Here is a 22786-nt window from a genome sequence, read left to right on the forward strand (position 1 = left end):
CAATGGTGGGTGTGCTCATAGCCCGCCATCATGCCGCATCCTCCGTCACTTCCTGCAGCAGACGCAACAGGCGATCGGCCTGGATGGGTTTGTGCAGCAACTGCACACGCACCGCTTGTGCGTCGTTGGCCAGGCCTGGCGTGGCTTCGCCGGTGAGCAGGAAGGCAGGCAACTCGTCGCCAAACTCGTAGCGCAGCTGCTTGATCGCGTCCAGCCCGTTGATGGACAAACCCAGGCGGTGGTCGCTGATCAAGGCTGCCGGCATGTCGCCCTCAGGCATCAGGCCTTGCTCTTGCAGATGGATCACCGCATCCATCGCGCCGTCCGGTGTGCTGGCGGCCGCCACCTGCCAGCCTTGTTGTTGGAGCACAAGGGAGGTGCCGTCCAGCACGTCCGGCTCGTCATCAATCAGCACGATCACGCCGCCGTGGCGTTCGCGTTTGTGGGGCTCGGTGTGTCTGGCGCTGGCGGAGGTCGGGCGGGTCGGCGCTTCCGCATGGCGGGTGACCAGCCCTTCCGCGCCCGCCGGGATTAGTCGCGGCACCCGCACGGCAAAGCACGAGCCTCGTCCAGGGCGCGACAGCAGCGTTACCGGTGTCGGCCCCAGCATGCTCAAGCGGCGCACTACCGCCAGGCCCAGGCCCAGCCCTTCATTGCTGCGCCGCCCCTGGTTGGATGCCTGGAAGTAGTCTTCAAAAATGCGATGGCGATGCTGGCGCTGCACGCCCACACCCGTGTCCCAGATCTGGCAGACGATCGAGGGGCCACGCGCCCGGGCTCGCAACCTGACCTCGCCTTGCTCGGTGTAGCGCACCGCGTTGTTGAGCAGGTTGCGCAGGATGCGCTCCAGCACGTGCGGGTCGGCGTGTACCCAGTCATCGGTCGTGTCCATGCGCCAGTGCAGGCCCTTGTTCTCGCACAGCACGGAAAACTCGTTGTCCAGCCGGGACCACAGCGCCGCCAAGGGCAGGGCCTGCGCCTTGTAGTCGATGCGCTGGGCATCGATGCGCGCCACGTCGAACATCTTTTCGAACATGGTGCTCAGCGAACCCAATGCCGTGTGGATCTTGCTGAGCAGCGTGGCGCCTTCCGTGGCCTCGACATGCGGCTTGAGCGCGCTGCTCAGCAGCATCATCACGTGCAAGGGCTGGCGCAGGTCATGGCTGGCCGAGGCAAAGAACTCGCTCTTTTGCCGGTCGGCCGTTTCAGCCCGAGCCTTGGCCTGCGTCACCTTGTTGATCTCGTCGCGCAGTTGCAGCACCAGGTCGGCGTTCTCGTGACGCAGCAGTGCGCCCTCACGCAGCCGTCGGCTGATGTTGAGCGAGACGATCATGCAGGTCGTCAGCGAGATGATCATCACGACGGCCAGGTAGTTGGACGAGGGCGCGTGGTCTACCAGCAAACGCCCGGCAGCCAGCACCAGCAAGGGGGAGGCACCCATGAAGGACACGGCCCAGTCATGCACGGTCACCAGCATGATGGTGTAGCAATACACGATGATGGCGGCCACGAAGGTGAGGCGCCAGTCCGAGCTGGCCTCGCCCAGCAGGGCCACGGCCATCAGGCCCCAGGACGTGCCTTGCGCACCGTGCCACCACAACAGCGCCAGGCGCCATCGTTCATAGCCGGAGGCGGGGATGCCAAAGCGCCGAAAGTGCCTGGCCATCATCACGACGATGGCCCAGACGATGAGCAGTCCCGTGGCCGGCACCATCCAGCGCCAGTGCTGCACGGGCCAGTCTCGGATCATCCAGCCCATCAGCACCAGGCCGATGAACTGGCCGATCATGCCGCCAGGTGCGGTGCGCCAGCTGTCCTGCAGCATCTGCAGGTCGATGCGGGCCTCGATCGGAGACAGGCCCCGAAGCGAGCGCCGCAACCAGGTCACGCCGCGCTTTCCCGCAAGGCCTCGCTCATGGAAGCGTTCGTGCTCGCGTCGTCGTCGTCATGGCTCGAAATGGCGCCCGGGCTGCGCGAGCAGAGCAAGACCAGTTGCGTGCGGCTGTGCACGCCATAGGCGCGGAAGATGGCGCTGACGTGCAGCTTCACCGTCTCGGCGCTGATGCCCAGGGCCGTGGCGATGGCGTGGTTGGTGCAACCCTTGAGGATCCACTGCAGCACGTCTTTCTGGCGTGGCGTCAGGCGGATCACGCGGGGTGGGGATTCTTCGTCAGGCGTTGGCCAGTCCACTTCGCTGGGCGAGAGCAACTCGGACGGGAAGTGCAGGCGCCCTTCCACCAGGGCGCGCAGGGCGTTCATGAAGCCGTCGATTTCGGCGAGCTTGGGGATGAAGCAGGACGCACCGTGGTGGATGCACTCCAGTGCTATCTGCACGTCGCTCTGGCCGGTGATGATGCCGATGCGCTGTGTGGGAGCCGCTGCGCGCACCGATTGCAGCGTGGCCATGCCACGGCTGTCGGGCAGACCCAGGTCCAGCAGGACAACGTCGATCGGATCGTCGATCCCGGCGTCCACCAGCTTGCTCAGCGCGCCTTGCAGCGTGTTGGCATGAGAAAAGCGCGCAGCCGGATCCAGGCTGCGGATCGCCTGCATCATGCCTTCGCGGATCAAACTGTGGTCATCGACCAGCAAATAGTGGGGTGCTCGGGAAACGTCCATACCGGGTCCTTCTGAGACGACCCGATCTTAATTTGGCATTAACGGTTCCCAAATAGGGCCGTACCCACCCTCAACATGGAGGATCCCTCCTCGATAGCGGCCTCCATGTCGCCACTCATTCCCATAGACAGCGTGTCCAGCTGGATGCCAGCTAATCGGAGGGCATCAAACGCGACTCGGACCTTCCTGAGTTCGGCTTTTTGCAACGCGGGGTCCGTGGTCGGGGCGGGCAGGGCCATGACGCCGCGCAACTTCAAACGTGGCAAATTCATCACAGCACGCGCCAGTTCAAGCGCCTCGCTCGGGGCGGCGCCGCTCTTGCTGGCCTCGCCGCTGGTGTTGACCTGGATGCACACCTGCAGTGGCGGCAGATGGGCCGGGCGCTGCTCGCTCAGGCGCTGGGCGATCTTCAGGCGGTCCACCGTGTGCACCCAGTCGAAGTGCTCGGCCACCACGCGCGTCTTGTTGCTCTGCAGCGGGCCGATCATGTGCCACTCGATCTGATCGCGCAGATCAGCCAGGGCGGCGATCTTGTCGATGGCCTCCTGCACATAGTTTTCGCCGAATTTTCTCTGGCCTGCGTGAAAGGCTTCCCGCACTGTTTCAGCTGGAAACGTTTTGCTCACGGCCAGCAGGGTCACACTGTCGGGTGCACGCCCAACACGTGAACAAGCCTGGTTTATCCGCGCTCTCACAAGTTGTAGGTTGTTTGCGATCGTCGCCATAATGGTCTGTCACGACATTGTCAGGTTGTCATCATCCATGGATATCACCCAACTGCTTTCGTTCTCGGTCAAAAACAAGGCATCTGACTTGCACTTGTCTGCGGGCTTGCCTCCCATGATCCGGGTGCACGGTGACGTGCGGCGCATCAACGTCGACGCGCTGGACCACAAGCAGGTCCATGACATGGTGTACGACATCATGAACGACGCCCAGCGCAAGATGTACGAAGAGACGCTGGAATGCGACTTTTCCTTCGAGATCCAGGGCCTGGCGCGTTTCCGGGTCAACGCCTTCAACCAGAACCGTGGCGCCGGCGCCGTGTTCCGGACGATTCCTTCCAAGATCCTGACGCTGGAGCAGCTCAATGCGCCCAAGGTCTTCCAGGATCTGGCCCTGAAGCCGCGCGGCCTGGTGCTGGTCACCGGCCCGACGGGTTCGGGCAAGTCCACCACGCTGGCGGGCATGGTCAACCACCTCAACGAGACCGAATACGGCCACATCCTGACGGTGGAAGACCCCATCGAATTCGTGCATGAGTCCAAGAAGTGCCTGGTCAACCAGCGCGAAGTGGGCCCGCACACCATGAGCTTTGCCAACGCCCTGCGCTCGGCCCTGCGTGAAGACCCGGACTGCATCCTCGTGGGCGAAATGCGCGACCTGGAAACCATCCGCCTGGCCTTGACCGCTGCGGAAACCGGCCACTTGGTGTTCGGCACGCTGCACACATCGAGCGCCGCCAAGACCATCGACCGCGTGGTGGACGTGTTCCCCGCCGCTGAAAAAGACATGGTTCGCGCCATGTTGTCCGAGTCGCTGCAGGCCGTGATTTCGCAAACGCTGTGCAAGACCAAGGACGGCTCGGGCCGCGTCGCTGCGCACGAAATCATGATCGGCACGCCGGCCATCCGCAACCTGATCCGCGAAAACAAGATCGCCCAGATGTACTCGTCCATCCAGACCGGTAACAGCCTGGGCATGCAGACGCTGGACCAGAACCTGACCGATCTGGTCCGACGCAATGTGATCTCGCCCGCTGAAGCACGCGCCAAGGCCAAGATCCCAGAGAACTTCCCGGGCTGACATGAAACGATTGCTGGATCGCTTCTCCCTGAACGCCACGGGCCGCAAGGGGGAAGATGACGCCGAGGTGAAGGCGGACGACGAAGGTTATTTCGCCACCCAGTTCATGGAGCGCCCTGACACCGTCAAGGCCAGTTCGGCCTGGACGGCGCGTGGCCTGGCTGTGGGCGCGCACGCACTGGACCCGGAAGTGGGCCTGAGCCTGCTGCTCAAGACCTGGGGCAAGGATGCCTTGATGGCGTCGCTGCCCGCGCAAGAGCACCGCAAGCTCATGCAGCACCTGGACTTCGTGACCGTGCCGCCCGGGCGCGAGCTGATCGTGCAGGAAGAAAAGGGTGACTACGCCCTGATCGTGCTGGAGGGGCTGGTGGCCGTCGATCGCGTGCAGCCCACTGGTGCGCGCGCGCGCTTGGCCGAAGCCCGTGAAGGCGATGTGCTGGGCGAGATGTCGCTGCTGGATGCTGGCGCACGCTTCGCCTCTTGTCTCACGCTCAGCCGCTGCTCGCTGGCCGTGCTGAGCAACGCTGCGCTCGATGAGCTGGCCATTGAAGAGCCCCGACTGGGCCTGGCGCTCATGACCTCGACCGCGCGCCGTCTGTCGCTGCGCATGCGCCAGCTCAGTGCCCGACTGGGGGCATTGCTGACCGCCGGCTGACAGCGCTTGCTGCACACTTCAGTCTCCCTACATTTCACACCTTAGGCAGGACCCATCATGGAACGCGATCAGGCCTCGAAATTCATCAATGACCTGCTGCGCCTGCTGATCACGCGCAATGGCTCCGACCTGTTCCTCACGGCCGAATTCCCGCCCGCGATGAAAGTGGACGGCAAGGTCACCAAGGTGTCGCCTCAGCCGCTGACGGCACAGCACACCATGGCCCTGGCGCGTTCGATCATGAACGACAAGCAGGCCGCCGAGTTCGAGCGCACCAAGGAGTGCAACTTCGCGATCTCGCCGGGTGGCGTGGGGCGCTTCCGTGTGAACGCCTTTGTCCAGCAAGGCAATGTCGGCCTGGTGCTGCGCGTGATCCCGCAACAACTGCCCACCATCGACGGCATGGGTTTGCCTCAGGTGCTCAAGGAGTTGGTGGCCACCAAACGTGGTCTGGTGATCCTGGTGGGTGCGACCGGTTCGGGCAAATCGACCACGCTGGCCGCCATGGTGGACCATCGCAACGAGAACTCGTTTGGCCACATCATCACGCTGGAAGATCCGGTCGAGTTCGTGCATCCGCACAAGAACTGCATCGTCACCCAGCGCGAAATCGGCATCGACACCGATGGCTGGGAGATGGCGCTCAAGAACACCCTGCGTCAGGCACCCGATGTGATCCTCATGGGCGAAATCCGTGATCGCGAGACCATGGAACACGCCGTGCAGTTCGCCGAAACCGGCCACCTGTGCATGGCCACGCTGCACGCCAACAGCGCCAACCAGGCGCTCGATCGCATCATCAACTTCTTCCCCGAAGAGCGCCGTGCGCAGTTGCTGATGGACCTGTCGCTCAACCTCAAGGGCCTGGTGTCACAACGCCTGCTGCCGCGTCAGGAGGGCAAGGGCCGGGCCGCTGCCGTCGAGATCCTGCTCAACACGCCGCTGATCTCCGACCTCATCTTCAAGGGTGAAGTGGGTGAGATCAAGGAGATCATGAAGAAGTCGCGCGAGCTGGGCATGCAGACCTTCGACCAGGCCTTGTTCGACCTGTACGAAGGCAACTACGTCACCTACGAAGACGCCTTGCGCAACGCCGACTCCGTCAACGACCTGCGCCTGCAGATCAAGCTCCACAGCCAGCGCGCCCGCAACTCGGATCTGTCTGCTGGCACAGAGCACTTCCGCATCGTCTGACAAGGTTGATCACCATGAAAGCTGCCGACAAATCCTACGATCCCATCCATGCCCACAAGGTGGCCTTCATTGGCCTGGGCACCATGGGCGGACCGATGGCCGTGCACCTTTTGCGCGCCGGCCATCAGGTCACGGTCTACAACCGCACGGACGCCAAGGCCCGCGCCTGGGTGGCTGAGCATGGCGGCGAACATGCGCTGACGCCCGCCGACGCCGCCCGTGATGCCGAGATCGTGTTCACCTGCGTGGGCAACGACGATGACCTGCGCGAGGTGCTCATCGGTGCGGAGGGGGCACTCAATACCTTGCCCAAGGGTGGCATCGTGGTGGACCACACGACGACCTCGGCGGAAGTTGCGCGTGAGCTGTCACATCTGGCGCTGGAAAAGGGCTGCGCTTTCGTGGATGCGCCTGTGTCTGGTGGCAACTTGGGCGCCATCAATGGCGTGCTGACCGTGATGTGTGGCGGCGCGCCCTACGCGTTTGACCGTGTCAAGCCGGTCATCATGGCTTATTCGCGCGCCGTGACTTTGCTGGGTGACAGCGGCTCGGGCCAGCTCGCCAAGATGGTCAACCAGATCTGTGTGGGCGGTGTGCTGCAAAGCCTGGCTGAGGCCCTGGCCTTTGGTCAGAAGGCTGGGTTGGACATGCAACAGGTGATCGACGTGATCTCGCAAGGTGCGGCCAGCAGCTGGCAGATGGTCAACCGTGGCCCCACCATGATCAAGGACGAATTCGACTTCGGCTTTGCCGTGGACTGGATGCGCAAGGACCTGGGCCTGGTGCTGGATGAAGCCCGCCGCCATGGCGCGCGCTTGCCTGTCACGGCCCTGATCGACCAGTTCTATGCCGATGTACAAGCCGCAGGCGGCGGCAGGCTCGATACTTCCAGCCTGATCAAGCGCCTGCGCTGATTTACTGGGTCGTGGTGCTTGTGTTGGCCGGGCGTGGCAGCTTGCGAGCCAGTTCGTCCTCGCTGATGATCTGCATCACCTTGACCACGCGGTTCACGCCTTTCACGCTGGCGGCCAGTTCGGCTGCGCGGTTGGCTTCGCGCTCGGTCACCAGGCCCATGATGTAGACATCGCCGCGCTCGGTGACCACGCTGAAGGCGTTGGAGATGATGTCGCGCGCATCCACCAGGGTCGCCTTGACCTTGCTGGCCAGCAGCACGTCATTGGCGCGTGTGCTGAAGGAGCTGTTGAGGCTGACCATCAGCTCGTTGTAGACGTTGTCCACGTTTTCCACGGCGGCAGCAGCCTGCTGGGCCGCAGCGCGATCAGACTCATTGGGCACCTCGCCGGTCAACAGCACGCGGCGGTTGTAGGCATTCACATTGATGTGGCCCTGGTCGCCGATCGCTTCCTTGATGCGGTTGCTGACCTTCAGTTCGATGGTCTGGTCTTCCAACTGGATGCCGGAGGTGCGGCGATCCGTGGCCATGAAGGCGCCACCCACGGCGCCACCCAGTACCAGCGGGGCGCAGGCCGACAGGCTGGCGATGGTCAGCAAAGCGGCGGCCCAGCGCAGGCGTGTGGGCGTCAAAGTCAAGCGGGTCATTTAAGCATCCTCTCCAAGCAAGTGGGTGTCGACGGCGTTGCACAGTCCGTGCACGGCCAGCCACCCGATGGCAAACAGCGCTTCAGGGCGGGCGCCCGGCAGTGGCACCCACACGTCGGTATCCCGCATCAGCGGCCCCAGTGTGGCGGCGTTCTCACCCGTGAAGGCAATCAAAGTCAGGTCATGTTCCCGCGCAGCCTGCGTGGCCTCGCGCAGATCGGCTTCATCGCGTTCCATCGAAAACGCCAGCCACACGTCACCAGGGTGGCCCAGGGCGCGAACCTGCTGGCTCAATGTGGGTTGTGCGCCGCCTTGTGCGGGCTGCAGGGCATGTGCCGCCAGCGGTGGGCGTTCGCGCCCGGATCCGCTGACCAGCAGCGCTGCGGCCTGCTGTGCCAGCCAGGCTGCTTCGGCTTCGCCGGCGCACAGCACGCGGCCACCCGAGGTGATCGTGTGCATGATCGCCTGCGCCGCGTAATTGAGTTGCTGCGCCAGGCGATCGGATGATTGGTACAGCCAGTCGGCCGTTTCCAGCAAGGGTTGCTGGAGCGATGTCTGCTGAAAGTGGGAATCCGGCATGGCGCGGATCATAAGTCAGGGTTTGGCCTGATCTGCAAGAGGGGAAACGTATCAAGACGCATCAAAGGCGGCGGGGAGCCATTGAATGGCCTCGCCGTCGATGGCGACCACGTCGAAACGGCAGGGTGGCCACTCGCGCAGGTTCATCAGGTAGTACTGGGCGCCCAGAATGCACTTTCGTTGTTTGCTCCGACTGATGGTGGCCGCTGCGCCGCCGTGATCCGTGCTGGCGCGCTGGCGCACTTCCACGAACACCAGCGTGCCGTCTTTGTCCTTCATGATGAGATCGACTTCGGCGCCGCGCGCACTCGGACCTCGCGCCACCCGATAATTGCGCTCCACCAGCGTCAAGCCCTGATCCTGCAAATAGACCAGCGCTTTCGCTTCCCCTTCATCTCCCCGGGATTTTGTTGTGACCTTTGATGCCAATATGCTGCTCCAGGCGGCTCACCACGTGGCCGGCAGCCAGCAGTATCCCAAAGGCGCGCTGTATCTGGTGGCCACGCCCATCGGCAATCTGGCCGACATGAGCCTGCGTTCGCTGCATGTACTGGCCTTGGTGGATGTGGTGGCGTGTGAGGACACCCGGGTCACCGGCAACCTGCTGCGCCACCTGGGCCTGGACAAAAAACTGATCGCGCTGCATCAGCACAACGAGGTCGGCAGTGCGCAAGGTGTGGTGGCCTTGCTGCAAGAGGGGCAACGCGTGGCCTATGTGTCGGATGCGGGTACCCCGGCGGTGTCCGATCCGGGCGCGCACCTGGTGCAGGCCGCCCATGCGGCAGGCCTGACGGTGGTGCCTTTGCCGGGCGCCAGCAGCGTCACCACGGCCATGAGTGCGGCGGGTGATGCTCAGGCCAACGGTTTCCGGTTCGTGGGCTTTCTGCCATCCAAGGGCGCCGCGCGTGTCAACGTGCTGCAAACGGTGCTGGGTGGGCGCGACAGCATCGTGCTGTTCGAAGCGCCGCATCGTATCGAGGCCCTGGCCAAAGAGTTGGGCGAGGTGCTGCCGCAAGGCCGAGTCACCGTTTGCCGTGAGCTGACCAAACAGTTCGAGAGCATCTCCACATTGACTACCCATGAGATGCCCGCGTGGTTGAAGGCCGATGCCAACCGGCTGCGAGGCGAATTCGTGCTGGTGGTGCACGGCGTGCCACGCGCCGATGATGAGGTGCAAGCTTTGTCGCCAGCGATGGATGCCTTGCTCAAGGAGTTGGTGCGGCACGTGCCCGTCAAGCTCGCGGCCGGCCTGGTGGCCGATGCGGCTGGCCTGCCCAAAAAGGCGCTGTACGACCTGGCCCTGGCGCACAGGAGCGCAGAAGAGGGCGAGGAATAAAGCGCGAACGATCCGGGTGAGGTGTCGTGAGATCGCCCGCGTGGCCCCGTGAGCATGGGGGGAGGCCAACCCGAATTTTTGGGGTTTACCCAAGGGTGAGTATTTAACGATCGTCAAAGAATGAAGCTCAGCAGCCGATACGAGCTGCCCTACACATAGGAGAGCTTCCATGACATCGTCTTCCCTTCGCCAGGTTTGTGCTGCTGTGGCCGTCGCTGCTGCCGGCATGGCTGCTGTGCCTGCCCAGGCTCAGTTGCTGTCTTCGCTGTTCAGCCCCGCCAAGACCAAGAACCCCATTGTGCTGGTTCACGGCTTCATCGGTTTCGACAATGTGCTGGGCATCCAGTACTTCTACGACATCCCCAACAACCTGCGCAAGGACGGCGCCACCGTCTACATCGCCTCGGTCAACCCCTCGCAGACCACCGAGTTCCGTGGCGAAGAGCTGATCCAGCAGATGAAGCAGTGGGCCGCCAAGGATGGCGTCAAGAAGTTCAACCTGATCGGTCACAGCCACGGCGGCCCGACTGTGCGGTACGCCGCCGGCACCGTGCCCTCAATGGTTGCGTCCGTCAGCACCATGGCCGGTACGCACTTTGGCTCCAAGGTGGCCGATGACATCCTCGCCAACACCACGCCAGGCGGCGGCTTCGACAAGCTGGCCACGGCCGGACTGAAGCTGATCTCCTGGTTGACTGGCAACAAGACCACGAGCGACACCGACCTGCTGACCGCCCTGAAGGCGCTGAGCACGCCCGGCTCTGCAGCCTTCAACGCCAAGTTCCCTGTGGGCGCGCCGACCACCCCTTGTGGCACAGGCCCTGAAGTGGCCAGCGTCAATGGCAACAGCATGCGCTGGTACTCCTTCTCCGGCACGTCGGTCAAGACCGATGGCTGGGATATCTCGGATGCCATCCTGTCCTACACAGCCGAGTACTTCAAGGGCGAAGCCAACGACGGTCTGGTCTCACAGTGCTCCAGCCACTGGGGCAAGGTCGTCAAGGACAACTACGACTGGAACCACCTGGACGAAATCAACCAGGTGCTAGGCGGTATCGGCAAGAACGCGCCGGATCCTGTCGCCTTCTACAAGCAGCACGCCAACCGCCTGAAGCTGGCTGGCCTGTGATTCATGCCTGATGCCCCGCTGGTTTGGCGGGGTATCAAATGGTGCCTTTTCGGCCGGTCTTCTCCTCGGGGGCCGGTTTTTTTTCGTCCGTCTGAAATTGCACCCCCAGTTGTTACTAAGCGCTACAACCATCGTGGGAGATCGCTTTCCCCGGACATCGGGTATGCCCGTGCTTGCCCAGGGCGCGCCATCCAGATACTTGCTCCGTCCGCAACTCGATAAACATCTGACGTACACAACAGCGGGCACACCAAAGGAGCGCAAGCATGACATTCAACCTCTCGATCAAGACCATCTGTGCCGCTGTGGCTGTGACTGGCGCGGCCATGGCCGTGGCCCCTGCCGCCCACGCAGGCACGACCGCCAAGACCAAGTACCCCATCGTGCTGGTTCACGGCTTCATCGGCTTTGACAACGTGCTGGGCATCCAGTACTTCTATCAAATCCCCAGCAAGCTGCGTGATGAAGGCGCCACCGTCTACATCGCCTCGGTCAACCCTTCGCAAACCACCGAATTCCGTGGCGAAGAGCTGGTTCAGCAGATGAAGCAATGGGCCGCCAAGGACGGCGTCAAGAAGTTCAACCTGATCGGCCACAGCCATGGCGGCCCGACCGTGCGTTACGCCGCCGGCACCGTGCCCACGATGGTGGCCTCGGTCAGCACGATGGCTGGTACGCACTTTGGCTCCAAGGTGGCCGATGAAATCGGTGCCCACACCACCCCTGATGGCACCTTTGATCAGGTCGCCACCGCTGGCCTGAAGCTGATCTCCTGGTTGACCGGTAACAAGACCACCAGCCAAACCGATCTGATGACCGCGCTGAACGCCTTGAGCACGACGGGCGCTGCAGCCTTCAACGCCAAGTTCCCCGTTGGTGCGCCCACGACCACCTGCGGCAGCGGCCCTCAAACCGCCAAGATCGCCGGCAACAGCATGAACTGGTACTCGTTCTCCGGTACCTCGGTCAAGACCAACAGCTGGGACGTTTCTGACGCCTTGCTGGCCTATACCGGCGACTACTTCAAGGGTGAAGCCAACGACGGTCTGGTCTCGCAATGCTCCAGCCACTGGGGCAAGGTCATCAAGGACAACTACGACTGGAACCACCTGGACGAAATCAACCAGGTTCTGGGCACCATCGGCAAGACGGCTCCGGACCCCGTGGCTTTCTACGTCCAGCACGCCAACCGCCTGAAGTGGGCCCTGCTCTGATCGAGCGCGGCTTGAGCTGAAAGGCTCTGAGGCATCAAGGTCGATCCTCCATTCAAGGGGATCGACCTTTGTTCTTTTGCAAACCGGGCATTAGCCCTGGGTACGACTGAAACACGACGCCCTGAAAATGGGCTCGACAAGCGGCCTCAAGCGGTAGCAGGCCCTGATGAGCTGGAGCAAGACAATGATGCGCACGACGCAAACACGTGGATGGATGGTGGCAGGCGGGATCGCTGTGGTGCTGGGCGCCTCGGCGTTCTGGATGACGCACCGCGGCGCGGATGGCGCTGGTGCAACTGGCTCGGCGGGTGCTTCTGGTTGGAACATGATCGGCGCGACATCGGATGGCGCCTCGCCAGCCTCGGGCGCTGCGCAGAGCAAGGCGATGACGCCCGATCAGGTTCGCAACAAACTCTTCAAGGAAGGCTCCTTCGCCGGCACCGAGCCCTCTGGTGACTGGTGTGTGGCCTCCGCCAAGCTCTCGCCTTGCCCGGAGTTGCGCAAGCGTTTCGAGTACTACATCCTGGGTCTGGGTGAAGTGTCCATCGAGGACATCAAGGCCCTGGTGGCCGATGAAGCCCGCAAAGCCCATGGCGAACAGCTCGGCAACGAGATCATGGCCATCTGGGACAAGTACTGGCAGGTGCGCACCTACCAGTACCGCAACAAGTTCGATCAATCCGAGCGCAGCACCTGGCTGGCCGTGTTCGACGAGCAAAAGCAGGTGCGCCGCCAGATCCTGGGCGCCGACTGGGCCAAGGCCTTCTTTGATCAGGACGAGCAGAACTTCAAGCAGTACTACGCGCAACTGGAGTCTGGCCAGCCGCCTCCGCCCGATCCCGGTGAGCCCGTGCCCCAGATGGCGCCCGGCAAGGATCCTGCCGCCGTGCAAGCCGAGCGCGTCGCTCGTTACGGTCAGGCTGCGGCCGATCGTCTTGCCAGGGTTGATGAAGAATGGGCCGATTGGGAGCGCCGCCTGGCCGCCGCTCGCACCGAATGGGATCGCCTGAAAGGCGCCACCAACCTGTCTGATACCCAGCGCAAGCAAGAGATGCAGGCCTACGTCAACAGCCATTTCAAACCCGACGAGCACCTGCGCGTTGAGGCACTGCTGCATCTCTGACACGGTAGATACCCCCTGGATATCCTTGATGGGCGCTGGCTCATGCGGGCCGTGCCTACAATGGGGTCATGATCGCCGTTGACGCCACCATCGCCCGCCTCCAGACCGCCCGTGAGTTGCTGCTCGCACCTTATGGTCTGGACGAATCCACCTTGCTCAAGGCCCTCAAGGTCATCACCGAACACCGGGTCGATGACGCGGACCTGTATTTCCAGTACACCCGCAGCGAAGGATGGAGCCTGGAAGAGGGCATCGTCAAATCCGGCAGCTTCGGTATCGACCAGGGTGTGGGCGTGCGCGCCATCTCCGGCGAAAAAACCGCCTTCGCCTACTCCGACGACATCTCCGAGGCCGCTTTGCTGGATGCCGCGCGCACCGTGCGCACCATTGCCGCAGCCGGCCAGAGCCGCCGCGTGAAGGTGGGCGAGCACCGCGTGGCGCCCTCGCGCAGCCTCTACGCCTCGTTTGATCCCATCGCCTCGCTCGACAGTGCCGCCAAAGTGGCCCTGCTCGAGGACGTCGAGCGCCGCGCCCGTGCCAAGGACCCGCGCATCGTGCAGGTCATGGCCGGCCTGGGCTGTGAATACGACGTCGTGATGGTGGCCCGTGCTGACGGCACCCTGGCCGCCGATGTGCGCCCCCTGATCCGCCTGTCCCTGACCGTGATCGCCGAGCAGGCGGGCCGCCGCGAAGTGGGCTCAGCCGGTGGTGGCGGTCGTTACGACCTGTCCTACTTCACGCAAGCCGTGACCGACCAGTATGTAGATCAGGCTGTGCATGCCGCGCTGGTCAACCTGGAGGCGCGTCCTGCGCCCGCCGGCGAAATGACGGTGGTGCTGGGCAATGGCTGGCCAGGCATCCTGCTGCACGAAGCCGTGGGCCATGGTCTGGAAGGCGACTTCAACCGCAAGGGCTCCAGCGTGTTCTCGGGCCGGGTGGGGCAGCGTGTGGCCGCCAAGGGCGTCACCGTGCTGGACGACGGCACCCTGCCGGATCGCCGCGGCTCGCTCAACATCGACGACGAAGGCTTTGCCACCCAGCGCACCGTGCTGATCGAAGACGGCATCCTCATGGGCTATATGCAGGACGCCACCAACGCCCGCCTGATGAAAACCGGCCAGACTGGCAATGGCCGGCGCGAAAGCTACGCCCACCTGCCCATGCCCCGCATGACCAACACTTATATGTTGGCCGGCGACAAGGATCCCGAGGAAATCGTGGCCTCCATCGAGCGTGGCCTGTACGCGGCCAACTTCGGCGGCGGTCAGGTGGACATCACCTCCGGCAAGTTCGTGTTCTCCGCCAGTGAGGCCTACTGGGTCGAAAACGGCAAGATCCAGTATCCCGTCAAGGGCGCCACCCTGATCGGCAACGGCCCCGAGGCCATGACCCGCGTCAGCATGATTGGCAACGATCTGGCGCTCGACAGTGGCGTGGGCACCTGTGGCAAGGAAGGTCAGAGCGTGCCTGTTGGCGTCGGCCAACCCACGCTGCGTATTGATGGCTTGACCGTTGGCGGCACCGCCTGAGGCCTGGCGCCTCTTTCCCGCTTTCTTTTCGCCCTTGTTTAATTATTTGCATGCAGTGCTTGACCCGTTGGTTAAATCTCGTGCATAATTCAAGGCTTCGCTGATCAAGCAGCGGACTTTGGCCCAAAACCTCTTTGCAAATGCACGGAGGGCCCTCGCAGAGATTGCTGGCAAGACTCAAATTGCATGTGATCAAAGCGCTGCGGCAGGGACTCACAAGGTACGTTGCTTTTTTCAGATCCGCCCGTTCTACGGGCCCAAGACTGACCGTTCGTTGTTGTGCAGTTGTTGTGCAGCCGTTCGGGCCAAGTTGGGGTAACCATGATCCAAATGCAATCGCGACTTGACGTCGCTGACAACACTGGTGCTAAGAGCGTCATGTGCATCAAGGTGCTCGGTGGCTCTAAGCGTCGTTACGCCGGTATCGGCGACATCATCAAGGTGAGCATCAAAGAAGCTGCACCCCGTGGCCGCGTCAAGAAGGGCGAGGTCTATAGCGCTGTGGTTGTCCGCACCGCCAAGGGTGTTCGCCGCCAAGACGGCTCTCTGGTGAAGTTCGACGGCAACGCCGCCGTTCTGCTCAACGCCAAGCTGGAGCCTATCGGCACCCGCATCTTCGGCCCGGTCACGCGTGAACTGCGTACCGAGCGCTTCATGAAGATCGTGTCTCTGGCTCCCGAGGTTCTGTAATCTCGGTGCAACGCAAAGGACAGCTCTAATGAACAAGCTCAAGACAGGCGACCAGGTCATCGTTCTGACCGGTCGCGACAAAGGCAAGCGTGGCACCGTGTCCGCTCGCGTCGATGACTCCCATCTGCTGGTTGAGGGTGTGAACGTTGCCAAGAAGCACGTCAAGCCCAACCCCATGAAGGGCACCACCGGCGGCATCGTTGACAAGACCATGCCCATCCATCAGTCCAACGTGGCGATTTTCAACCCTGCCTCTGGCAAGGCTGACCGCGTCGGTATCAAGCTCCTGGCTGACGGCAAGAAAGTGCGCGTCTTCAAGTCCAGCGGCGAAGAACTCAAGGCTTGAGGTCAAACATGGCTCAACAACAAGCTCGCCTGCAGCAGATCTACCGCGAAAAGATCGTGCCCGAATTGATGGCCAAATTTGGCTACAAGTCGATCATGGAAGTGCCGCGTCTGACCAAGATCACTCTGAACATGGGTGTCTCGGAAGCCGTGTCGGACAAGAAGGTCATGGAACACGCCGTGAGCGACCTGACCAAGATTGCTGGCCAAAAGCCTGTGATCACGATGTCCAAGAAGCCAATCGCTGGTTTCAAGATTCGTGAAAACATGCCAATCGGCACGATGGTGACCCTGCGCGGCGCCACCATGTTCGAATTCCTGGACCGCTTCGTCACCATCTCGCTGCCACGCGTTCGTGACTTCCGCGGTATCTCTGGTCGTTCTTTTGACGGTCGCGGCAACTACAACGTCGGCGTCAAGGAACAGATCATTTTCCCGGAAATCGAGTACGACAAGATCGACGCCATCCGTGGTCTGAACATCAGCATCACGACGACGGCCAAGACCGACGACGAGGCCAAGGCTCTCCTGGCTGCTTTCAAGTTCCCGTTCAAGAACTGAGGTACATCGTGGCAAAAGTCTCTCTGAAGCAACGCGAAGAAAAGCGCGAAAAGCTGGTTGCCAAGTACGCCAAGAAAACCGCCGAACTGAAGGCTGTCATCAACGACAGCAAGAAGTCCGACGAAGAGCGCTACGCCGCTCGTCTTGAACTGCAAAAGCTGCCCCGTAACGCCAACCCAACCCGTCTGCGCGCACGTTGCAGTCTGACCGGTCGCCCACGTGGCACCTTCCGTCAGTTCGGCTTGGGCCGTACGAAGATCCGTGAATTGGCATTCGCTGGCGACATCCCCGGTGTCACCAAGGCGAGCTGGTAATCCCAGCAGGGCACGAACAGGAGTTATCCCATGAGCATGAGTGATCCCATCGCCGACATGCTGACACGCATTCGCAACGCACAAATGGTCGCCAAGACCAGCGTCGCACTGCCGTCGTCCAAGCTGAAAGTCGCGATTGCCCAGGTCCTGAAGGACGAAGGCTACATTGACGGTTTCGCCGTCACCGGTGAGGCTGCAAAGCCAACGCTGGAAATCTCGCTGAAATACTACGCAGGTCGCCCGGTTATCGAGCGCATCGAGCGGGTGTCTCGTCCTGGTCTGCGCATCTACAAGGGCCGTCACGACATCCCTCAGGTCCAAAACGGCCTGGGCGTTGCCATCGTGACCACCCCCAAGGGTGTGATGACCGATCGTAAGGCTCGCGCCGCCGGTATCGGTGGCGAAGTGATCGCCTACGTCGCCTAATCGAGGAGCAATCGCAATGTCCCGCGTTGGAAAAATGCCGATCGCCGTCCCTCAAGGTGTGGACGTCAAGATCACCCCCGAAGCAGTGACCGTCAAGGGTGCCCTGGGCACCTTGAGCCTGCCTCAGAACGCACTGGTAACCGTTTCGAACGAAGCCGGCGTCCTGAAGGTTGCCCCAGTCAATGAGTCCGCTGAAGCCAATGCCATGTCCGGCACCTTCCGCGCTCTGCTGAACAACACCGTCAACGGTGTCAGCAAGGGCTTCGAGAAGAAGCTGACCTTGGTTGGCGTGGGCTTCCGTGCCCAGGCTGCCGGTCAGAAGCTGAACCTGCAAATCGGTTTCTCTCACCCCGTCGTGAAGGACATGCCCGCAGGCATCAAGGTTGAGACCCCGTCTCAAACCGAAATCCTGATCAAGGGTATGGACCGTCAAGTAGTCGGACAGATCGCCGCTGAAGTGCGCGCATTCCGTTCGCCCGAGCCTTACAAGGGCAAGGGGATCCGCTACGCCGACGAGCGCGTGGTCTTGAAAGAGACCAAGAAGAAGTAAGGAGCTGATTCATCATGGCAACAAGCAAGAAGGAACAGCGCCAGCGCCGCGCACGTCAAACACGTGTCCGTATCGCTCTTCAAGGCGCCGTGCGTCTGACGGTTTTCCGTACAAACCTGCACATCTACGCCAGCGTGATTTCTGGCGAAGGCGACAAAGTCCTGGCTACCGCCTCGACCGCCGAAAAGGAAGTGCGCGACCAGCTCAAGACAGCTGGTGGCAACGTGGCAGCCGCCGCTCTGATTGGCAAGCGTATTGCCGAGAAGGCGAAGGCAGCTGGTGTCGAGAAGGTCGCTTTCGACCGCGCTGGTTACCAGTACCACGGCCGTATCAAGGCCCTGGCTGATGCCGCGCGTGAAGCCGGTCTTCAGTTCTAAGCCACGTCTGCATCCGGAAGGAATTTCAAATGGCTAAGTTTCAACCCAAGGTAGCAGACGAAGGTCGTGACGACGGTCTGCGCGAGAAGATGATCCAGGTGAACCGCGTGACCAAAGTGGTCAAGGGCGGCCGGATCATGGGCTTCGCAGCTCTGACCGTTGTTGGCGATGGCGATGGCCGCGTCGGCATGGGCAAGGGCAAGGCGCGTGAAGTGCCGTTGGCTGTTCAAAAGGCCATGGACCAAGCTCGTCGCAACATGGTGAAGGTGTCGTTGAAGAACGGCTCCGTCCACCACAACATCCGTGGCGAACACGGTGCAGCCAAAGTGCTGTTGGCTCCAGCTCCCGCTGGTACCGGCATCATCGCAGGCGGCCCAATGCGCGCTGTGTTTGAAGTGATGGGCATCACCGACATCGTGGCCAAGAGCCTCGGTTCGAGCAACCCTTACAACATGGTTCGCGCCACGTTCGATGCCTTGAACAAGGCAACGACCCCGGCCGAAATCGCTGCCAAGCGCGGTCTGACTGTTGAAGAAATCTTCAACTGATCGTCGGAGAGCTGAGATGAGCGAAAAGAAAACTGTCACCGTCAAGCTGGTTCGCAGCCCCATCGGCACCCGTGCCGACCACCGTGCCACTGTGGCCGGTCTGGGTCTGCGCCGCATGAACGGCACCCGCGTCCTGGAAGACACGCCTGCTGTGCGCGGCATGATCAACAAGGTCCGCTACATGGTCGTGGTGGTCTAAACCACTGCAGCTTTGGGGAATACCATGGAACTCAATACCATCAAGCCTTCTGAAGGCGCCAAGCATGCCAAGCGCCGTGTCGGTCGCGGCATCGGCTCCGGTCTGGGCAAGACCGCTGGTCGCGGTCACAAAGGTCAGAAGTCGCGTTCGGGCGGCTACCACAAGGTCGGTTTCGAAGGCGGTCAAATGCCTTTGCAACGTCGCTTGCCTAAGCGTGGTTTCAAGTCGCATCTGCTGAAGTACAACGCCGAGATCACTCTGGGCGAACTGCAAGCACTGGGCGCTTCCGAAGTTGACGTGCTGTCTCTGAAGGCTGCCGGTCTGATTCCTCAGATTGCCAAGGTCGTCAAGGTCATCAAGTCGGGTGAACTGACCGCCAAGGTTGTGCTCAAGGGTATCGGCGCAACCGCCGGCGCCAAGACCGCTATCGAAGCAGCTGGTGGCTCGCTGGCTGAATAAGCCAACAGCTCAGTAAGAACGTAAGAACCTGGAACGGACTCTAGCGTGGCAACTTCCCCCACTCAACTGGCTCAAAGCGGCAAGTTTGGCGACCTTCAGCGTCGTCTGACTTTCCTGCTGCTGGCGCTGGTCGTCTACCGCATCGGTGCTCACGTGCCTGTGCCTGGTATCGACCCGTCACAGCTGCAGCAGTTGTTCAAGGGGCAGCAAGGTGGCATCCTGAGTCTGTTCAATATGTTCTCGGGCGGCGCGCTGTCGCGCTTCACCGTGTTCGCGCTGGGCATCATGCCTTACATCTCGTCGTCCATCATCATGCAGATGATGGGCTACGTGATTCCTCATCTTGAGCAGCTCAAGAAAGAGGGCGAGGCAGGTCGTCGCAAGACGACGCAATACACCCGCTACGCTACCGTAGGCCTGGCTCTGTTCCAGTCTTTTGGTATCGCAGTTGCCCTGGAAGGCACAGCCGGTCTGGTGATCAGCCCCGGTTTTGGTTTCCGCATGACCACCGTGATCAGCCTGACGGCCGGCACGATGTTCCTGATGTGGCTGGGTGAGCAGATCACGGAGCGTGGTCTGGGTAACGGTATCTCTATTCTGATTTTCGGCGGTATCGCTGCAGGTCTGCCCAATGCGATGGGTGGTCTGTTCGAGCTGATCCGTACCGGTGCCATGAGCATCCCGGCAGCCATCTTCATCGTGGCGCTGGTGGTTCTGGTGACTTATTTTGTGGTGTTCGTCGAACGTGGCCAGCGCAAGATCCTGGTCAACTACGCCAAACGCCAGGTTGGCAACCGTGTGTACGGTGGTCAATCTTCGCACCTGCCCTTGAAGATCAACATGGCTGGTGTGATTCCTCCGATCTTCGCGTCGTCGATCATCCTGTTGCCGACGACCGCTGTGGGTTGGTTTGCTACAGGCGACAGCATGCGCTGGCTGAAAGACATCGCCAGCATGTTGTCCCCAGGTCAGCCGATCTATGTGCTTCTGTATTCTGTGGCCATCGTCTTCTTCTGCTTCTTCTACACAGCGCTGGTGTTCAACAGCCGTGAGACTGCAGACAACCTGAAGAAGAGCGGTGCATTCATTCCTGGTATCCGCCCTGGTGACCAGACTGCGCGTTATATCGACAAGATCCTCGCCCGTCTGACTCTGGCTGGTGCTGTCTACATTACGGCCGTGTGCCTGCTGCCCGAGTTCCTCGTGCTCAAGTACAACGTTCCTTTCTACTTCGGTGGGACTTCGCTGCTGATCATCGTGGTTGTCACGATGGATTTCTGGGCACAAGTGCAGTCCTACGTCATGTCTCAGCAGTATGACTCTCTGCTGAAGAAGGCAAATTTCAAAGCAAGCTGAGGCGTATCGGCTGACGATACGCAACAGGATCACGCAGCAGGTAGAGGCCAGCAGGTCTCCCGCAAACAGGTGTTCTTGTGAGGCTTTAGAGTAGGTATGTGGTTTCGCGTCACATCCGGCAGAGTGTCTGCGCTACAATGCGCACCCTGCCTTGATGACAAGTGACATTGGAACTCGCCTGCTAAACAGTTTGAGTCGTGCTCGCATCGTGTTCCGGGCGAAGTGAGCTTGAAGTTTTGGTGACCCCGGAAACGTGGGCGAATTTCCGTTGCAAGTCAACGGTTCAGGAGAAGACCATGAAAGTCTCGGCATCCGTCAAGGTTATGTGCCGCAATTGCAAAATCATCCGCCGCAAGGGCGTGGTCCGTGTGATCTGCACCGACCCACGTCACAAGCAGCGTCAAGGCTGATCGCCTGACCCGGCGACGACACACGCGTTCAGAGGACAGTTATGGCACGTATTGCTGGCATCAACATTCCGCCGCACAAGCATACCGAAATCGGTCTGACTTCGATCTACGGCATTGGTCGCACAACCGCGCAGAAAATCTGCACGGCTGCAGGCATTCCCTTCGACAAGAAGATCAAGGAATTGACTGACGGCGACCTGGAAAAAATTCGTGAAGAAGTGGGCAAGCTCACCATTGAGGGTGACCTGCGCCGCGAGCTCTCGATGAATATCAAGCGACTGATGGATTTGGGCTGCTATCGCGGCTTCCGTCACCGTCGCGGCCTGCCTATGCGCGGCCAACGCACTCGCACGAATGCACGTACTCGCAAGGGTCCGCGCAAGGCGATCGCTGGTAAGAAGTGATCTGGGCTAATTGCTGAGTTCAAGAGAAAGACATCATGGCTAAAGCACCTGCGAACAGCGCTGCCCGTCGTGTGAGCAAGAAGGTCCGCAAGAATATTGCGGACGGCATCGCCCACGTGCACGCGTCGTTCAACAACACCATCATCACCATCACCGACCGTCAGGGCAATGCACTGTCCTGGGCTTCGTCGGGTGGTCAAGGTTTCAAGGGCTCCCGCAAGTCCACGCCTTTCGCAGCCCAGGTGGCCGCTGAAGTGGCTGGCCGCGCTGCTCAAGAACAAGGCATCAAGAATCTGGACGTCGAGATCAAGGGCCCCGGTCCTGGTCGTGAATCGTCGGTGCGCGCTCTGGCTTCGCTGGGCATCCGCATCAACTCGATCTCCGACGTGACGCCCGTTCCTCACAACGGTTGCCGTCCTCAGAAGCGTCGCCGCATCTGATGCTGCCAGAATGACTGGTCAGGTGTTTGCCTGATCAGATCACGACCTCGCATGCTCTGGAAACAGTGCAGGCGGGGTTTGTGCGTTGTGCAATCTTGACACGTCTGCGTGGCAGTGGTGTACAAGCGCACGCACAACTTGCTATAATCGCAAGTTCTCTGTGGTAGAGGGCGGATTTGGTGTGACTTTTTGCCGCGTCTTTGACGTTTGGCTAAACCCTGCACCTGTCGGCTGGCTACCTGATTTGAAGCCCACCGTCTGCGCGATTGTGATTCGCCAGACTCGCGTTGGTCAACCGTATTAGAGGCGGCACCAGCGTCAGACATTACAAGGACACGAAAAGTGGCACGTTACCTCGGACCCAAGGCCAAACTGGCCCGCCGCGAAGGCACCGACCTGTTCCTCAAGAGCGCCCGCCGCCCTATCAGCGACAAGGCCAAGTTCGACACCAAGCCCGGTCAACACGGCCGTACCTCCGGCTCGCGCACCTCTGACTTCGGTCTGCAACTGCGTGAAAAGCAGAAGGTCAAGCGCATGTATGGCGTGCTGGAAAAGCAATTCCGCCGCTACTTCGCTGAAGCCGAGCGTCGCAAGGGCAACACCGGTTCGAACCTGCTGTTCCTGCTGGAATCGCGCCTGGACAACGTCGTGTACCGCATGGGCTTTGCCTCGACCCGCGCCGAAGCTCGCCAGCTGGTGGGCCACAAGGGTGTGGTCGTGAACGGTCAAGTCGTGAACATCCCGTCCTTCCTGGTCAAGACCGGTGACGTGGTGGCTGTGCGCGAAAAGGCCAAGAAGCAAGTTCGCGTGCAAGAAGCATTCAAGCTGGCCGATTCCATCGGTCTGCCCGGTTGGGTTACTGTTGATGGCGCCAAGCTGGAAGGCGTCTTCAAGAAGACCCCGGACCGCGATGAGTTCGGCTCCGACATCAACGAATCGCTGATCGTCGAACTGTATTCTCGT

30 protein-coding genes are annotated in these 22786 nt (G+C 61.3%); 24 read left to right on the forward strand and 6 right to left on the reverse strand.

The features are described from left to right. Positions 1-28 precede the first annotated feature (28 nt). Genes EPO09_RS15905 through EPO09_RS15915 form a run of 3 tightly spaced genes read right to left on the reverse strand, consistent with a single transcriptional unit; the run spans position 29 to position 3344 of the window. Positions 29-1888, reverse strand: a complete 1860-nt coding sequence (locus EPO09_RS15905) for a hybrid sensor histidine kinase/response regulator (RefSeq protein ID WP_290644331.1) — start codon at positions 1886-1888, stop codon at positions 29-31. Beyond that, a complete protein-coding gene (locus EPO09_RS15910) occupies positions 1885-2619 on the reverse strand; it encodes a LuxR C-terminal-related transcriptional regulator (protein ID WP_290644333.1) in 735 nt (244 codons plus the stop codon). The genes EPO09_RS15905 and EPO09_RS15910 overlap by 4 nt, the downstream gene beginning before the upstream one ends. A gap of 38 nt (positions 2620-2657) precedes the next feature. Further along, positions 2658-3344, reverse strand: a complete 687-nt coding sequence (locus EPO09_RS15915; protein ID WP_290644335.1) for a YggS family pyridoxal phosphate-dependent enzyme — start codon at positions 3342-3344, stop codon at positions 2658-2660. A gap of 37 nt (positions 3345-3381) precedes the next feature. Between EPO09_RS15915 and EPO09_RS15920 the strand changes: the two genes are divergently transcribed. From EPO09_RS15920 to EPO09_RS15935, 4 genes are read left to right on the forward strand one after another with little or no spacing between them, the layout of a single operon-like run. Next, positions 3382-4425 carry a type IV pilus twitching motility protein PilT gene (locus EPO09_RS15920; protein ID WP_290644336.1) on the forward strand — a complete coding sequence of 348 codons (1044 nt, stop codon included), beginning with the start codon at positions 3382-3384 and terminating at the stop codon, positions 4423-4425. A 1-nt stretch (position 4426) separates the two neighbouring features. Next, positions 4427-5080: a Crp/Fnr family transcriptional regulator gene (locus tag EPO09_RS15925; protein ID WP_290644338.1), complete on the forward strand. Its 654-nt coding sequence runs from the start codon at positions 4427-4429 to the stop codon at positions 5078-5080. A 57-nt stretch (positions 5081-5137) separates the two neighbouring features. Further along, positions 5138-6274 (forward strand): PilT/PilU family type 4a pilus ATPase, encoded by a 1137-nt coding sequence (locus EPO09_RS15930; RefSeq protein ID WP_290644340.1) that lies wholly within the window; start codon positions 5138-5140, stop codon positions 6272-6274. Between the two features lie 14 nt (positions 6275-6288). Next, complete coding sequence (locus EPO09_RS15935; RefSeq protein WP_290644342.1) at positions 6289-7188, forward strand: NAD(P)-dependent oxidoreductase; 900 nt, start codon at positions 6289-6291, stop codon at positions 7186-7188. 1 nt (position 7189) lies between these two features. On the opposite strand, the gene EPO09_RS15940 is transcribed toward EPO09_RS15935, so the two are convergent. Genes EPO09_RS15940 through EPO09_RS15950 form a run of 3 tightly spaced genes read right to left on the reverse strand, consistent with a single transcriptional unit; the run spans position 7190 to position 8842 of the window. Further along, positions 7190-7834, reverse strand: coding sequence for a BON domain-containing protein (locus EPO09_RS15940; RefSeq protein WP_290644344.1), 645 nt, complete (start codon positions 7832-7834; stop codon positions 7190-7192). Further along, a complete protein-coding gene (locus EPO09_RS15945; protein ID WP_290644346.1) occupies positions 7835-8413 on the reverse strand; it encodes an SIS domain-containing protein in 579 nt (192 codons plus the stop codon). It lies immediately after the preceding gene. A 51-nt stretch (positions 8414-8464) separates the two neighbouring features. Then, on the reverse strand, positions 8465-8842 hold the full coding sequence (locus tag EPO09_RS15950; RefSeq protein WP_290644348.1) for a YraN family protein: 378 nt from the start codon (positions 8840-8842) through the stop codon (positions 8465-8467). 1 nt (position 8843) lies between these two features. Here EPO09_RS15950 and rsmI point away from each other — a divergent pair, with 1 nt between their 5' ends. The 20 genes from rsmI to rpsD all read left to right on the forward strand — a co-directional run. Then, positions 8844-9749 (forward strand): 16S rRNA (cytidine(1402)-2'-O)-methyltransferase, encoded by a 906-nt coding sequence (gene rsmI, locus EPO09_RS15955; protein WP_290644350.1) that lies wholly within the window; start codon positions 8844-8846, stop codon positions 9747-9749. Positions 9750-9918: 169 nt separating this feature from the next. Further along, a complete protein-coding gene (locus EPO09_RS15960) occupies positions 9919-10878 on the forward strand; it encodes a triacylglycerol lipase (RefSeq protein ID WP_290644352.1) in 960 nt (319 codons plus the stop codon). A 266-nt stretch (positions 10879-11144) separates the two neighbouring features. Beyond that, complete coding sequence (locus EPO09_RS15965) at positions 11145-12092, forward strand: triacylglycerol lipase (protein WP_290644354.1); 948 nt, start codon at positions 11145-11147, stop codon at positions 12090-12092. A 166-nt stretch (positions 12093-12258) separates the two neighbouring features. Then, a complete protein-coding gene (locus EPO09_RS15970; protein WP_290644356.1) occupies positions 12259-13215 on the forward strand; it encodes a lipase secretion chaperone in 957 nt (318 codons plus the stop codon). A 68-nt stretch (positions 13216-13283) separates the two neighbouring features. Next, positions 13284-14744 carry a metalloprotease TldD gene (gene tldD, locus EPO09_RS15975; protein ID WP_290644358.1) on the forward strand — a complete coding sequence of 487 codons (1461 nt, stop codon included), beginning with the start codon at positions 13284-13286 and terminating at the stop codon, positions 14742-14744. Between the two features lie 321 nt (positions 14745-15065). Then, positions 15066-15434, forward strand: a complete 369-nt coding sequence (rplN, locus tag EPO09_RS15980; RefSeq protein WP_088286487.1) for a 50S ribosomal protein L14 — start codon at positions 15066-15068, stop codon at positions 15432-15434. A gap of 28 nt (positions 15435-15462) precedes the next feature. Next, positions 15463-15780 carry a 50S ribosomal protein L24 gene (gene rplX / locus EPO09_RS15985; RefSeq protein WP_290644362.1) on the forward strand — a complete coding sequence of 106 codons (318 nt, stop codon included), beginning with the start codon at positions 15463-15465 and terminating at the stop codon, positions 15778-15780. A gap of 8 nt (positions 15781-15788) precedes the next feature. Beyond that, positions 15789-16340 (forward strand): 50S ribosomal protein L5, encoded by a 552-nt coding sequence (rplE, locus tag EPO09_RS15990; protein WP_290644364.1) that lies wholly within the window; start codon positions 15789-15791, stop codon positions 16338-16340. A gap of 8 nt (positions 16341-16348) precedes the next feature. Further along, positions 16349-16654 (forward strand): 30S ribosomal protein S14, encoded by a 306-nt coding sequence (rpsN, locus tag EPO09_RS15995; protein ID WP_290644366.1) that lies wholly within the window; start codon positions 16349-16351, stop codon positions 16652-16654. A 30-nt stretch (positions 16655-16684) separates the two neighbouring features. After that, on the forward strand, positions 16685-17080 hold the full coding sequence (rpsH, locus tag EPO09_RS16000; RefSeq protein ID WP_290644368.1) for a 30S ribosomal protein S8: 396 nt from the start codon (positions 16685-16687) through the stop codon (positions 17078-17080). A gap of 16 nt (positions 17081-17096) precedes the next feature. Continuing rightward, positions 17097-17630 (forward strand): 50S ribosomal protein L6, encoded by a 534-nt coding sequence (rplF, locus tag EPO09_RS16005; RefSeq protein ID WP_290644370.1) that lies wholly within the window; start codon positions 17097-17099, stop codon positions 17628-17630. 14 nt (positions 17631-17644) lie between these two features. After that, a complete protein-coding gene (rplR, locus tag EPO09_RS16010) occupies positions 17645-18007 on the forward strand; it encodes a 50S ribosomal protein L18 (RefSeq protein ID WP_290644372.1) in 363 nt (120 codons plus the stop codon). Between the two features lie 29 nt (positions 18008-18036). Further along, positions 18037-18555 (forward strand): 30S ribosomal protein S5, encoded by a 519-nt coding sequence (gene rpsE / locus EPO09_RS16015; RefSeq protein ID WP_290644374.1) that lies wholly within the window; start codon positions 18037-18039, stop codon positions 18553-18555. A gap of 16 nt (positions 18556-18571) precedes the next feature. Further along, positions 18572-18754 (forward strand): 50S ribosomal protein L30, encoded by a 183-nt coding sequence (gene rpmD, locus EPO09_RS16020; protein ID WP_290644376.1) that lies wholly within the window; start codon positions 18572-18574, stop codon positions 18752-18754. A 24-nt stretch (positions 18755-18778) separates the two neighbouring features. Then, positions 18779-19213 (forward strand): 50S ribosomal protein L15, encoded by a 435-nt coding sequence (gene rplO, locus EPO09_RS16025; protein ID WP_290644378.1) that lies wholly within the window; start codon positions 18779-18781, stop codon positions 19211-19213. A gap of 45 nt (positions 19214-19258) precedes the next feature. Continuing rightward, positions 19259-20569 carry a preprotein translocase subunit SecY gene (gene secY / locus EPO09_RS16030; RefSeq protein ID WP_290644380.1) on the forward strand — a complete coding sequence of 437 codons (1311 nt, stop codon included), beginning with the start codon at positions 19259-19261 and terminating at the stop codon, positions 20567-20569. A 296-nt stretch (positions 20570-20865) separates the two neighbouring features. After that, the gene (gene rpmJ, locus EPO09_RS16035) at positions 20866-20979 is read left to right on the forward strand and encodes a 50S ribosomal protein L36 (protein WP_058086633.1); all 114 of its coding nucleotides are present in this window, start codon (positions 20866-20868) and stop codon (positions 20977-20979) included. A 41-nt stretch (positions 20980-21020) separates the two neighbouring features. Beyond that, positions 21021-21383, forward strand: coding sequence for a 30S ribosomal protein S13 (rpsM, locus tag EPO09_RS16040; RefSeq protein WP_035036299.1), 363 nt, complete (start codon positions 21021-21023; stop codon positions 21381-21383). A 35-nt stretch (positions 21384-21418) separates the two neighbouring features. After that, on the forward strand, positions 21419-21823 hold the full coding sequence (rpsK, locus tag EPO09_RS16045) for a 30S ribosomal protein S11 (RefSeq protein ID WP_035036296.1): 405 nt from the start codon (positions 21419-21421) through the stop codon (positions 21821-21823). Between the two features lie 342 nt (positions 21824-22165). Beyond that, positions 22166-22786: 30S ribosomal protein S4 (gene rpsD, locus EPO09_RS16050; protein WP_290644390.1), on the forward strand; the 621-nt coding region annotated here is incomplete at its 3' end.

This window comes from Aquabacterium sp., assembly GCF_004297345.1.
Classification (GTDB): domain Bacteria; phylum Pseudomonadota; class Gammaproteobacteria; order Burkholderiales; family Burkholderiaceae_C; genus Aquabacterium.

Coding starts and splice junctions, on each gene's coding strand:
- EPO09_RS15910 (WP_290644333.1), bottom strand. CDS start 2,619: ATGGACGTTTCCCGAGCACCCCACTATTTGCTGGTCGATGACCACAGT.
- EPO09_RS15915 (WP_290644335.1), bottom strand. CDS start 3,344: ATGGCGACGATCGCAAACAACCTACAACTTGTGAGAGCGCGGATAAAC.
- EPO09_RS15920 (WP_290644336.1), top strand. CDS start 3,382: ATGGATATCACCCAACTGCTTTCGTTCTCGGTCAAAAACAAGGCATCT.
- EPO09_RS15925 (WP_290644338.1), top strand. CDS start 4,427: ATGAAACGATTGCTGGATCGCTTCTCCCTGAACGCCACGGGCCGCAAG.
- EPO09_RS15930 (WP_290644340.1), top strand. CDS start 5,138: ATGGAACGCGATCAGGCCTCGAAATTCATCAATGACCTGCTGCGCCTG.
- EPO09_RS15935 (WP_290644342.1), top strand. CDS start 6,289: ATGAAAGCTGCCGACAAATCCTACGATCCCATCCATGCCCACAAGGTG.
- EPO09_RS15940 (WP_290644344.1), bottom strand. CDS start 7,834: ATGACCCGCTTGACTTTGACGCCCACACGCCTGCGCTGGGCCGCCGCT.
- EPO09_RS15945 (WP_290644346.1), bottom strand. CDS start 8,413: ATGCCGGATTCCCACTTTCAGCAGACATCGCTCCAGCAACCCTTGCTG.
- rsmI (WP_290644350.1), top strand. CDS start 8,844: ATGCTGCTCCAGGCGGCTCACCACGTGGCCGGCAGCCAGCAGTATCCC.
- EPO09_RS15960 (WP_290644352.1), top strand. CDS start 9,919: ATGACATCGTCTTCCCTTCGCCAGGTTTGTGCTGCTGTGGCCGTCGCT.
- EPO09_RS15965 (WP_290644354.1), top strand. CDS start 11,145: ATGACATTCAACCTCTCGATCAAGACCATCTGTGCCGCTGTGGCTGTG.
- EPO09_RS15970 (WP_290644356.1), top strand. CDS start 12,259: ATGAGCTGGAGCAAGACAATGATGCGCACGACGCAAACACGTGGATGG.
- tldD (WP_290644358.1), top strand. CDS start 13,284: ATGATCGCCGTTGACGCCACCATCGCCCGCCTCCAGACCGCCCGTGAG.
- rplN (WP_088286487.1), top strand. CDS start 15,066: ATGATCCAAATGCAATCGCGACTTGACGTCGCTGACAACACTGGTGCT.
- rplX (WP_290644362.1), top strand. CDS start 15,463: ATGAACAAGCTCAAGACAGGCGACCAGGTCATCGTTCTGACCGGTCGC.
- rplE (WP_290644364.1), top strand. CDS start 15,789: ATGGCTCAACAACAAGCTCGCCTGCAGCAGATCTACCGCGAAAAGATC.
- rpsH (WP_290644368.1), top strand. CDS start 16,685: ATGAGCATGAGTGATCCCATCGCCGACATGCTGACACGCATTCGCAAC.
- rplF (WP_290644370.1), top strand. CDS start 17,097: ATGTCCCGCGTTGGAAAAATGCCGATCGCCGTCCCTCAAGGTGTGGAC.
- rplR (WP_290644372.1), top strand. CDS start 17,645: ATGGCAACAAGCAAGAAGGAACAGCGCCAGCGCCGCGCACGTCAAACA.
- rpsE (WP_290644374.1), top strand. CDS start 18,037: ATGGCTAAGTTTCAACCCAAGGTAGCAGACGAAGGTCGTGACGACGGT.
- rpmD (WP_290644376.1), top strand. CDS start 18,572: ATGAGCGAAAAGAAAACTGTCACCGTCAAGCTGGTTCGCAGCCCCATC.
- rplO (WP_290644378.1), top strand. CDS start 18,779: ATGGAACTCAATACCATCAAGCCTTCTGAAGGCGCCAAGCATGCCAAG.
- rpmJ (WP_058086633.1), top strand. CDS start 20,866: ATGAAAGTCTCGGCATCCGTCAAGGTTATGTGCCGCAATTGCAAAATC.
- rpsM (WP_035036299.1), top strand. CDS start 21,021: ATGGCACGTATTGCTGGCATCAACATTCCGCCGCACAAGCATACCGAA.
- rpsK (WP_035036296.1), top strand. CDS start 21,419: ATGGCTAAAGCACCTGCGAACAGCGCTGCCCGTCGTGTGAGCAAGAAG.